At 74.3% G+C, this 11,534-nt stretch carries 8 protein-coding genes; 1 reads left to right on the forward strand and 7 read right to left on the reverse strand.

Translation table 11 applies throughout. The annotated features are described in order from the left end of the window. The first annotated feature begins 33 nt into the window (after positions 1 to 33). Positions 34 to 924: a LysR family transcriptional regulator gene (locus QSK37_RS43595; RefSeq protein ID WP_285633489.1), complete on the forward strand. Its 891-nt coding sequence runs from the start codon at positions 34 to 36 to the stop codon at positions 922 to 924. Between the two features lie 7 nt (positions 925 to 931). Here the strand turns inward: QSK37_RS43595 and QSK37_RS43600 are convergent, their stop codons facing one another. The 7 genes from QSK37_RS43600 to QSK37_RS43630 form a co-directional block, all read right to left on the reverse strand. Further along, positions 932 to 1,666, reverse strand: coding sequence for a hypothetical protein (locus QSK37_RS43600; RefSeq protein ID WP_285633492.1), 735 nt, complete (start codon positions 1,664 to 1,666; stop codon positions 932 to 934). 88 nt (positions 1,667 to 1,754) lie between these two features. Next, positions 1,755 to 3,479 (reverse strand): hypothetical protein, encoded by a 1,725-nt coding sequence (locus QSK37_RS43605; RefSeq protein ID WP_285633495.1) that lies wholly within the window; start codon positions 3,477 to 3,479, stop codon positions 1,755 to 1,757. Positions 3,480 to 3,541: 62 nt separating this feature from the next. Continuing rightward, positions 3,542 to 5,029, reverse strand: a complete 1,488-nt coding sequence (locus tag QSK37_RS43610) for a serine/threonine-protein kinase (protein WP_285633498.1) — start codon at positions 5,027 to 5,029, stop codon at positions 3,542 to 3,544. Beyond that, positions 5,026 to 7,119 (reverse strand): transglutaminase TgpA family protein, encoded by a 2,094-nt coding sequence (locus QSK37_RS43615; RefSeq protein WP_285633501.1) that lies wholly within the window; start codon positions 7,117 to 7,119, stop codon positions 5,026 to 5,028. The genes QSK37_RS43610 and QSK37_RS43615 overlap by 4 nt, the downstream gene beginning before the upstream one ends. After that, positions 7,116 to 8,261, reverse strand: a complete 1,146-nt coding sequence (locus tag QSK37_RS43620; RefSeq protein ID WP_285633504.1) for a DUF58 domain-containing protein — start codon at positions 8,259 to 8,261, stop codon at positions 7,116 to 7,118. Before QSK37_RS43620 ends, QSK37_RS43615 begins: the two co-directional genes overlap by 4 nt. A gap of 3 nt (positions 8,262 to 8,264) precedes the next feature. Further along, positions 8,265 to 9,245, reverse strand: a complete 981-nt coding sequence (locus QSK37_RS43625) for an AAA family ATPase (RefSeq protein ID WP_285633507.1) — start codon at positions 9,243 to 9,245, stop codon at positions 8,265 to 8,267. 44 nt (positions 9,246 to 9,289) lie between these two features. Further along, on the reverse strand, positions 9,290 to 11,311 hold the full coding sequence (locus tag QSK37_RS43630) for a fibronectin type III domain-containing protein (protein WP_285633509.1): 2,022 nt from the start codon (positions 11,309 to 11,311) through the stop codon (positions 9,290 to 9,292). Positions 11,312 to 11,534 lie beyond the last annotated feature (223 nt).

An 11,534-nucleotide genomic window follows, 5' to 3' on the forward strand; every position in this document is an offset into this window, starting at 1 on the left:
ACTGCGCTTATGCCGTAATGGCATTATCAACAGGTGGATATCTCACTGCAGGCTCTGCGCTGCTTCGTCGCCGTGGCCGAGGAACTGCATTTCACCCGGGCCGCCGAACGTCTGCTCATGGCCCAGCCCGCGGTGTCAAAGTCGATCAGGCGGCTGGAGGGCACCCTGGGGGCGCCACTGTTCGTCCGGAGCAGCCACGGCGTCGAACTGACCGACGCCGGACGTTCCCTGCTGCCCGTGGCGACGCGGATGCTGACCGACTTCGACGGTTGGACGCGGGACCTGCGCGCCGTGACGGCCGAGGCGACCCGGGTACTCCAGGTGGGATACCACTCCAGCATCGAGCCGGCCCTGACGAACCGGATCGAGGCGGGATTCCGGCGATCGCGTCCCGGCTGGAGTGTGCGGATGCGGGTCGTCGACTGGGCCGACCCGGCGCGGGGCGTGCTGGACGGTGAGATCAGGGCGGCCCTCTTACGGTTGCCCGTGCCCGGCCGGGAGCGGCTCGACGTGGAGGTGCTGAGGCGGGAACCGCGGTGCGTGGCGCTGCCCGACGGGCACCGGCTGCTCGACCGCGACACCGTGCGCCTGGCCGATCTGAAGGACGAGGCGTTCGTCGCACTGCCCGCCGCCTCCGGGCCCCTGCGCGAGTTCTGGCTGGCGGCCGACCGGTTCGGCGGCCGGCAGCGCATCGCCGCCGAGGTCGGCAACTCCGAAGACTTCTTCCAGAACGTCCAGTCGAGCCGGGCCGTGGGAATGATCGCCGAGTCGAGCGCGCGCGTCTACCGGCGCCCCGGAGTCCACTACCGGCTGGTCGAGGACGCCGAGCCGAGCGAACTGGCCGTCGTGTGGGAACGCGACAGCACCGATCCGGTCGTGCGCGACTTCGTGCGCGCGTGTTCGGAGGCGGCGGAATCGGCCTGACCAGCCTCTAGGCGGGTGTCTCGTCGTTGTCGGCGGTCGGGTGCTTCACCTTCATCGCCCAGGCGATGAAGCGGGTGATCTGCGGCAGGGAGGGCTCGTCCTGCGGGCGGTCGGGGCGGCGGCCGTCGCTGGTGACCGGGGTCAGCCGGGCGACGCGGTTGAAGTCGCCGCGCAGCCGCAGCCAGCGACGGCTGCGCGGCTCCGCGTGCTCGGCCAGCCGCTCCTCCAGGGCGTTCTCCAGCGCGTAGCCGACCGCCTGGTTGACGCGCGTGTGCTCGCTGACGCCATGCCGGAACTGGCCCTCGGGGTCGCGCGGCTCGGGTACCCGGCGGCGCGCCGACTCCGGGCGCAGCACCGCGTCGTACAGCGCCTCCGCGTCGGCCATGTCGGCCCGGTGGTAGAAGAAGTCGGCGCGTGCCTCGCGCATGCGGCGGCGTACGGCGTCGTCGAAGAAGTGGCCGGTCACCACGATCACGGTGAGCCGCTGGGCGTGCCGGCGGATGTGCTCGACGACGGCCACGCCGGGGAACTGGTCGGTGGTACGGCGGTGGTCGGCGGCGTCCACGATCGCCACGTCGGCCTCGCTCCACACGTCGTCGACGGTCAGCGCCTCATCGTGGTCGTACGCCCCGGCCAGCGTGATGCGGTCCGAGGCGGACAGCAGGGCGGCCATCCCGTGGCGGTTGACGGCGTCGTCGTCGACGACGACCACGCGGACGCACGCATCGACAGGCCGCGGCATGCCCGTCCTCCCCACGCATGGAATCTCCGTCCCCATGATTACGGATTTCCGCCGGATAAACCATTGCATTACAGAAAGGAATGACCACTCATTCGGCCGCGGCCGTGGCCAGCATGGTCCCCGCCTCTTCCAGGCGGCGTTCGATCTCCTCGCCCATTTGACGCGGTACAGCGTTTCCGAGAGCGCGATAGCGATCCTTCAGCTGATCGACCGCTTCGGTGGTCAACTCGACCACCAGCAGTCGGCCCCGGCGGAACCCGGCACGGACCGCCTCGTCGTGAATTCGGAGGCGCTGCGCGTGCATGTCCGCGACGTCCTGGTCGAGGATGTCGCGGACGCCCATGATGGTGAGCAGCGGCGGGGCGAACCAGCACAGCCCGTTCACCGCGCCCGCGGCCGGGAACGGCGGCATCGCCAGCGCACCGGCGCCGACGGCCGCGGCGACGCCCAGCGCGACGAGCGGCAGCCGGCTCCGGCGCAGGTCACGGGCGTGCACGTAGACGAGCGGCACCACCCAGTGCAGGAAGAACTCGAAGGGCAGCCGGCCGCTGCCCACCCGCATCGCGAGCGAGGTCACCACGCTCTGCAGCGCGCCCAGCAGCAGCGCCGCCGGGATCACCCGTCGCGCCAGGTCGCGCCGGTCGCGACCGGCGTTGCGGTGCGCCCACCAGGCCGCGGCCATGTTCGCCAGCGCCAGCGGTCCGGTGAGCCAGAGCGGTACCGCCTCCCAGGCCGGCACCGACTGGCAGAGCACGATCATCGCGCCGCCGATGAACGCGATCGGCGCGGCGGTGACGGGCCAGGTGCCCGGCCGCGGGTCGGCCGGGACGACGACCGTACGCCCGTCCACGAGGACCTCCTGCCGCTGGCCGGGCGGCCCCAGGTGCGGGGCGTCGACCGTCACCGTGCCGCGCGGTCCCATCGCGTCCAGATCCGCCTCCAGGCGACGGGCCTGGGCCGGGGACAGCAGGAGGGTGCCCGCCCCGGGGGTGATCCGCAGTTCGACGTCCGTGGACAGGTCGGGGCTGCGCGAGTTGTAGGCGCTCTGCCAGCGCAGCAGCGCGACGCCGAGGTAGGTCGACTGGCGCCCGCAGGCCTCGGCCAGGGCCGCCTTCCATCCCGAGAACGGCCCCGGAACCGGCGCGGGCTCGTACCGCGCGATGAGCGGCGCCGTCCGTACGAGGAGGTCGACCACGGAGTCGGCGCCCATCGCGACGCTGTTCTGCCCGGCGAGCTCGGCCTGGCTGACCGCGGCCTCGATGTGGTGCCGCATGAGCCGCGCCTCTTCCCGCCAGCGCGCCAGCAGGTAGCTCCGGATGAGCCGTCCGCCGAGGGCCGCGAAACCCGGCCACAGGAGCGTCAGCAGCGTGAAGTGCCCGCCGGCGGCCTGGGCCGCGGTGGCCGCGCCGCCGACGAGAACCGGGAGGATCAGGCCGCGGGCGCCGTACCAGAGCCCCGCCTCGGTGATCGCCGGGCTGGCCGCGATGACGACCACGTCGCCGGATCCGGGCAGCGCGAGCGACCACAGCGTCACGTCGAGCGTGTCGAGCGCCACGCGAGGCACGATCCGCCGGCCGGGGCCGCTGAGCAACGGCGCGAGCACGCAGTCGAGCACGCCGCAGCCCAGAGCCGCGAGCGCGAGCGGCCAGCCGTGACCGGTCTGGAGCGCGACCATCGCCTCGAACAGGCGGGTGACGAGCTTGAAGCTCAGCAGCATGCGGAGCGGGAACGCCTTGGCTACCCGGGGCATCAACCGGCTCAGCGCCAAGTCATCCCGCGCCGCGTCCGCGCCGGCCGCTCCGCCCGTGGTCACCGACCGCCTCCTGCCGTCATCCGCGTTCAACTATGGCCCAGCACCGCGTCCCGCCGTGCGGGTCAGCGGGGCATCGCGCAGACCGGCCCGGACTGCGCGAGCGCCGTCCCTCCGTCGGCCCGGCGCAGGAGCACGCCGACCAGGAAGCAGTACTGCCGGCCGGCCGTGAGCGGCACCGCGACGTACGTCTCCGGCAGCCGGCCGTCGGCCCGAGACAGCGCGACGACGGGCGTGTCATCGGCGGGCTGACGGCGGATGATGATGCCGGCCCCGTCACGCCGGGCGTCCGGTGGCAGAGTCCAGGTGAGCACGGCCTGCTGCGGCGCGGGCACGGCCTTGAGCTTGGCAGGCTGGTAGCGGGTGAGTTCGAGCTTGCTGAGCACGGGCGCCTGCCGGGTGGCGGTGGGCGCCGGGTGCGAGGGGAATGCGGAAGCCGAGAGTGTCGGGCCGGGCCGCCGCGCCGCGGCCTGCGGCGACCGGCTCTTCCCCCACACTCCGGCAACGCCCGTGACGGCGACGATGACCAACGCGGCGGCCACCACGACCAGCATCCGCCGCCGCCCGCTGGAGCCGTTCGCCCCGACTTCCAGATCGGCCACCATCCCGACGAGCGGCCCGCCGGAGTCGGCGGGAGTGGGCGCCGCAGTCTCCTCACCGGGGCGGGTCTGCTCGGTGAGGAGTGGGGCGGCGTGGTCCGGTGGTGCGAGCGTCGCCGTCGCCTCCCTGCGGGCCGAATCGACCGGATCGGTGGTCTTGGCGGCGTGCAGGGCGGTGGCGAGTTCCGTCGCCGAGGCGTACCGGGTGGCCGGGTTCGCCGCCAGGCCGCGGCGGACAACGGCGAGCAGGGCCTCCGGGACGTCTGGACGGGTGCCGGCCGTGGGCGACGGCTCGAGCTTGCGCTGGATGAGCGTCGCGTGGCCGGCCCAGGCCGCCGGGAGGTGCGGGGGCTCGCCGTTGAGCGCCGTGGCCAGTACCGACGTGAGGGCGTACACATCCGCCGCGGCTCCCGGCTCTGCACCCTCCAGCACCTCGGGTGCGAGGTGGACGCAGGTGACCGGCGCCCAGGACAGCGGCGGCGCGGCCGGGGACCACAGCCCGAAGCCGGTGAGCGCGGGGGCGGTCTCGTCGGCGAGCCAGACGTACTCCGGCCGGATGTCGCCGTGCACGATCCCCATGGCGTGCGCCGTGCTCAGTGCCTCTGCGAGCCTCACCGTGAGCGCCACGGCGGCGGCCGGTGACAGCGGCCCTCCGGAAAGCCGGTCGCCCAGCGACCCGCCCGGCGCCGCGGTGACGACATACGGATGGCCGGCGCGCGTGCGGCCCGCGTCGTACACCGTCGCGATGCCCAAGCCCTGCGGCAGGTGCGTCAGCGTCCGGCGGAACCCCTCGAAGTCCCCCACCTGGGGCGCTACGAACAGCAGGACCGGGCGTCCGACACCCTCCTGCACAGCGTGAAAGGCGACCACCGGGTCGGCGGCCGGTACACGCGTCAGGCCGATGTAGCCGTCGGGGACCTGGATCTCGGCCGTTCTCGACCGCCTGAGCTTCATTTCGTTCCCTTCGGCGCAGTGCGGCGCGCCCACGGCGGGCGCACGAGCTCGCGGAGTCGCTGGGCGCGGGTGATCCGCCCGTCGACCAGCGTCCGCATTCGCGTGGCGATCAGCCATGCGGCGGCCGCGTCGGCCTCGCCGGCCGGGCGGCCGGAGAACACCGAGGCCGACAGGTGGCGGGCGAGGCTCTCCATGTGCGTGCCGGCGGCGTCGCCGAGTCGGCCTCGCGTGTGTTCGGTGACCTCTTCGGCGGTCGACGTGGTCAGGTCGCCGGTTCCGGGCAGCCGGGCGAGCGCGTCGACGGTCTCCTGCCACGCGCCGACCACCTGCTCGTACGGCGTGCCGGACCGGCGTCGCTGCCGGGTCAGCGCGCGCGTGACCGGTCCCGGCAGGAGGTAGCCGGCGAGCAGCAGGAGCGGCAGGGCGGCGACGGGCCACCACCGGTACACCGCCCCGCCGGACGGCGGCGGCGAGGGCCGCGCGGCGGCGGATGGATGAGGCGTCGCGCCGGTCCCCCGGGCGGCGACGGCCTGGTCCAGCGCGGCACGCTCGGGTGGCTCGCCCACGGACCGGCCGATGGTGCCGCCGCCGTCGCCGGCGCGCGGCACAGGATAGAACGGCACCCAGCCGAGCCCGCGCAGGGCCACCTCGGGCCAGACCACCACGTCGGCCGTTGTCACCTCGTACCGTCCGCCGCCGACCGGGTGGCCCGGCGTGAAGCCGACCGCGATCCGCGTCGGGAAGCCGAGGTGCCGGGCCATCAACGCGAACACCGTGGCGAACTGGTCGGCCGTGCCCCGATGACTCTTGTCGTAGAAGAAGTGCAGGTGCCCGACGGTGCGGCCGGGCGCGGCGCGCACGTCGTACCGGTCCTGGGTTCGCAGCCGGTCCTGGAGCGTGAGCAGCCGCTGGTACGGGCTCGCGGCGTCCTGCGTCAGCCGGTCCGCGTCGGCCACGATCGACGGGGGCACGTTCGCGGGCACGTCAAGGGTGTCGGCGTACGACGGGCCGTACGCCGGGGTCGCGTCGGCCGCCTCCCGCGCGGTCAGGCCGGGCACGGCCGCGGTCACGCGGTAGCGCAGCCCGGTGGCGGCGTGCCCGCCGGCCGTGGTCAGCACGCCCGTCGTCCGGTCGACCCGGACGAGCGTGCCGCTCACCTCCGTGGGCCGGTCGGGCGAGGGCAGCCAGGCGAGCGGCAGGTCGTCGACGGCCACGCTCTCCCGTACGGACCGGCCGGGCCGTCCGCCGGCGGGCAGGCGCGAGCCGACCGGGACGTACGACGCGCCGGAGGACCAGTCGAGGCCGTCGTAGTGGTCGAACACGGCGAGCCGCTGGTTCACCGGCGCGGCGGTGGTCAGCGTCAGCAGGCGACGGGGCGGTTCGGCCGCCCACAGCGAGGCGTACGCGAGGGGGTTCAGCTGGCGTTCGAGCCGTTCGGGCGGGTGGACGAGCGCGCGTGGGTCGAAGACCGGCCGCTTCCCCTCGTACGGGAGCCAGGCGGCGGTGGTGAGGGCGCCGAGGACGACGGCCGCGCACGTGACGGCCGCGACGAGGATCCGCCGGAGGCCGAGGCCGCTCCGGACCGCCAGCAGGACGACGGCGAGCCCGGCGAACAGTGCGGCGACCGGCAGCCCGCGTCCCGGCTGGGAGACGCCGAACCCGATGCCGGTCAGCAGCACGAGCCCTGGCGGCAGGAGCGCGAGCAGCGGGGTGACGCGCGGGTCGGCGGCGCGCGCCGCCCAGTACGCCGCCCACCAGACCAGGGTGAACACCCAGAACAGCACGGCCGGCGTCGCGGGCAGCGGCAGCGCCTGGGTGAGCGCCATTCGGAACCCGTCCACCAGACCTCCGCGCACCACCTCCGGCAGGCCGGCGCCTCCGGTGCCGAGCGCCAGTGACAGCGGCAGCCCGGCCGCGAGCCAGCCCGCCACCGCGACCGGCAGCGATCCGCGCCGGACGGCGACGGTGGCCGTGGCGAGCACGGCGGCGAACGGCACGACGAGCAGCACCCGCGCCGTGCACAGCGGCACGAACGCCAGGCCCGCCACCCCGGCGAGCGCCGCCGTGAGGACGCGCGACGGTACGGTCACGGCCGGCCCCCCGCCAGGTCGTTCCAGCGGGCGCAGGCCTCCGCCGCCCGGCCCGCGGCGATGACCCGGACGGCGCCGTCCGCCATCGCCGCGGGGGTGGCCGCACCCTCGGCGGACAGCACGATCAGCGCCGTACCGTCGAACCGCGGGGCGACCTGCCGCAGCGCCGCGAGGTCGGCGTCGCTCGTCCGTCCGGTCACCGCGATGAGCGCGGCCCCCGTACGCCGGTGCGGCAGGGCGTGCGCGAGCCCGCTCACCCCCGGCCCGGTGCCGAGCGACAGCCCGGCCAGGAAGTCCAGCGCCTCCCCCGCGTCGCCCTTCGCCTCGACCGCCGACTCGCCGGCCACGCAGCGGGCCGGGAAGCCCAGGCGTACGGCCGCGGCCAGCGCCGACGCGGCCACCTCGACGGCCTCCTCGAAGCAGGCGTCGCCGTCGTAGCCCGCGTAGGCGGTGTCGAGGAGGACCGTGGTGGCGGGCAGGCTCGTGTCGAGGTTCTCCCGCACCATGAGCGTCCCGGTGCGGGCGGTGGACCGCCAGTGGATCCGCCGCAGGTCATCGCCTGCGACGTACTCGCGGAGCCGGTGGAAGACCGTGCCGCCGGCCACGACCGTGTCGGCCGGGCCCTCCGGGTTGCGCGCCCGGCCCGACGGGACGATGGTCATCGGATGCGTCGCGGGGTGGACGTACAGCCCTCGTACCTCGCCGGCCGCGCCTCCCGCCGAGGCGAGGCCGAGGCAGTCGCGCCGCTCCCAGCGCAGCGGCCCGGCCTCGAACACGCCCCGGCGGGTGGTGTCGAGCCGGTACGTCAGTGTGGTCTCGCCGCCGGGGCGCAGGAACGGCACCTCGACCGGCACCCGGTGCGACCCGAGCCGGTCGTGCACGACCGTACGGGGCATCGGCAGCCGGCCGGTGTTGCCCACGGTCAGCACGCACACCGCGGGGTCCCCGCGCGGCACGCGCGTCGGCTGCACGTCGCGGGACAACTCCAGCGAGGGCCGCCACGCCACCGCGGCCACCGCCAGGACGACCGCCAGCAGCGCGGCGCAGCCGAGCACGTCGAGTTCGGGGTAGCCCAGGCGGTAGCCCCCGGCGAGGCAGCACAGGCCGGCGACGAGGAGGGCGACTCCGGTACGGGTGGGCACGGTCTACCTCCCGTCCGGCACCGGCGTCGAGGCGAGCACCGCGCGGACCACGTCCTCGCCGGACCTGCCGCCGACCTGGGCCTCGGCCGTCAGCAGCACGCGGTGGGCCAGCACCTGCACGGCCAGCGCCTTCACGTCGTGCGGCGTGACGAAGTCGCGCCCGCTCGCGGCGGCGTGCGCGCGGGCCACGCGCAGCAGCGCGATCCCGGCCCGCGGGCTGGCGCCGAGCCGTACGCCGGGCACCGTCCGCGTCGCGGCGGTGAGCCGTACGAGGTAGTCATAGACCGGGTCGCCGACGTGCACCCGCTGCGCAGCGGCGATCATCTCGCCGACCGCGGCGGCGTCGGTGACCGTGTGGACCGGCCGGGCGCGGTGGCCGTTCGCCTGGGTCCTCAGCACCTCCATCTCGGCGGTGTGGTCGGGGTAGCCGACAGTGAGCCGCATGGTGAACCGGTCGATCTGGGCCTCCGGCAGCGCGTACGTGCCGTCCATCTCGACCGGGTTCTGGGTGGCGACGACCATGAAGGGCCGGCGGACCGGGTACGCGACGCCGTCCACCGTCACCTGCCGCTCCTCCATGACCTCCAGGAGCGCCGACTGGGTCTTCGGGGACGCGCGGTTGATCTCGTCGGCGAGGACGATCGAGGAGAAGACCGGGCCCGGCCGGAACTGGAACTCCTGGGTCCGCTGGTTGAAGATCGACACTCCGGTGACGTCGGAGGGCAGCAGGTCGGGGGTGAACTGGATCCGCCCCCAGTTCACGCCGAGGGCCACCGCGAGGGCGCGCGCGATCGACGTCTTGCCGACGCCGGGGACGTCCTCGACCAGCAGGTGCCCCTCGGCGAGCAGGCAGATGAGGGCCGTGTTGACGACCTCGCGTTTGCCCTTGATGTCCTGGGCGACGCTGTCGCCGATGGCGGTGAAACGGTGCGCGAACTCGGCGACCGGCAGCGGTGGCGGCGGCGCCTGAGTCGTCAGAGTCATCGGATCCCTCTCCTGTGGGGCGTCATGGTTCAAGAACTCGGTGGTCACGGGCACGGCCAGACGCTCTGGTAGGCGTTCGCCCCGCCGAGCCACAGCGTGCTGACGTAGCCGCGCTTGCCGCCGGACTCGATGAGGACCCACTGCGTCGACCGGACCCCGTCGTCGTCGCCGATCGACTGCCCGTCCTTGTGGCAGTAGCCGACGACCGTGGAGCCCTGCGGGGCCTCGCCGGTCGCCGCGCTGTCGTGCGTGGGGTCCTGGCGCATGGTCGCCCGGCAGTTCGGCAGGTCGGTGCACGGGTTGACCGGGTCGGTGGTGGTCTTGGACACGTCGACGGTGAACGACTTGCCGTCGCCGCCGGACCGCGCCTTGGCGGTGGCCGCCGGCGAGTCGCCGCCGTCGGTGTGCGCGGTCACCGAGAAGGTGTAGGTGCGCAGGAAGACGAGCCGGGTCGCGTCGACGGTCAGTACGGTGCTGGTGGTCTGCACCGAGCCGGAGGAGTCCCCGCCGTCCGTGTAGGAGACGGTGTAGGAGATGTTCTTCGGCGCGCCGGACGGCGGGGTCCAGGAGACCCGGATCGAGCCTCCGGGCTGCGGTGCCGCGTCGACGCCGGTCGGCGCGCCCGGCGGCTCGGGCGCCGGCGTGGTGGGCTGCGTGGTGGGCGTCGTCGGGGGTGTCGGCGTCGGGGTGGTCGGCGGCGTCGGCGTGGACGTGCCGTCCGTGGGCGTGTCGCTCGGGGTGGTCGGGATGCCCGGTGACGTGCTCTTTCCGTACGGCCGGGAGGGCACACCGGGACCGGGCGTACGGCGGGTGACGGGTCCGGAGGGGCCGCTGCCCGGGACGCTGGGCCGGATCGCCGGAACGCTCGGCGTCGAGCCGGGCAGCACCGGACCGGCCGGGCTCGGGGACTTCTTGGCGCCCGGTTGCGCGGGCGTGAACTTCCGCACCGGCCGCGGCGTCCCGTCGGCGCCGACCATGACCGCGTGGGAGCTCTCGGTGTCGTTGAAGTAGACGGCGTCGTTCTGGGGCAGCGTGTCGATGGGTCCCGCCTTGCCGCTGACCGGGAACGACGGCTCCCACGTGTTTCGGGAGGTCGAGTAGACCAGCACCGAACCCGTGGTCTGGTCCGGCACGTAGACGCGGTCGCCGTTCATCGCGGGCGCGCCCAGGTCGTGCCCGCCGCCGGTGTCCAGTCGTACGGCCCGCACCTTGTGGGCGTCGGTGTCGACGACGAAGAGACGGCCGCCGGCCTTGTCGACCAGCGGCAGCCGGCCCTTGTCCTGAGCGGAGGGGGCGAGCAGCGCCGCGCCGGAGCCGGCCCCGGGAAGCGCCGCCGACCAGGCGACACCCGTGGCGGTCAGCACGCTGACCCGGCCCTTGGTGCCGTCCACGACGACCGGCCGCCCGCCGACGATGGACACGGCCATGCTGGAGCCGCGCCCCTGGACGTCTACGGGGGTGCCGAGCCCGTTGGAGGTGACCGGCACGGCCATGCCGTCGTCGGAGCGCGGCACCCACAGCGTGCCCTGGCCGTCGACGCCCGCGGTGCCGAGGTGGCCGGGGACGCGGATCACCGGCCCGACGTTCTCCAGCGTCGCCAGGTCGATGCGCTGCGCGGTGCCCGCCCCGTAGTCCACGAGGTACGCGGCCTTGGCCCCGGCGACGAGCCGCACCCCGGGCACCGTCGCCCGTGCCGGCCCCGCCGTCAGCCGCCCGGAGTCGATCTTGGTGAGCACGCCGGTGCTCGGGTCGTAGACGAGGATCGTGTCGCCGTCCTGGCTGATCTGCAGCCGGTGCCCAGCCGTACCGGGCAGCACGATCTCCGCCGACGGCCGCCCGCTCGTCGCGTCGACGAGCGTCACCGAGCCCCGGGGCGTGGTGCCCAGCCAGGCGGTGCCGGCGTGCGTCGAGAAGCCGGCCGAGGCGATCCCCTTGCCGGCCACGAACGCGACCCCTGCGAGAAGCAGCGTCGCCGCGAGCCCACCCGCGATCGTCCGGCCGGGCGTCCGCCGTGCCAGCAAGGCACGGACAGTACGCCGCGCGAGGTTCTGCAGGCTGCCGAGCACGCGTTCCTCCTCGAAGAACCCGGGGCGCCGCGCGCCCCGGGACTCATTCTGAGGAGACGAAGTGCGCGTTATGGTGACCCGCTTTGCGCACCTAGGTGTACTGACCACGGAGGTTGGTACGGCGACACGGGTGGATGATCTTGAAATAGGTGAGGGCCTTCTGGCTCGGTGTGGATTGCGACATCTACATCGACCAGAAAGGCCCCCATGCCGCACCGTAACG

The organism is Actinoallomurus iriomotensis (assembly GCF_030269445.1).
Taxonomy (GTDB): domain Bacteria; phylum Actinomycetota; class Actinomycetes; order Streptosporangiales; family Streptosporangiaceae; genus Actinoallomurus; species Actinoallomurus iriomotensis.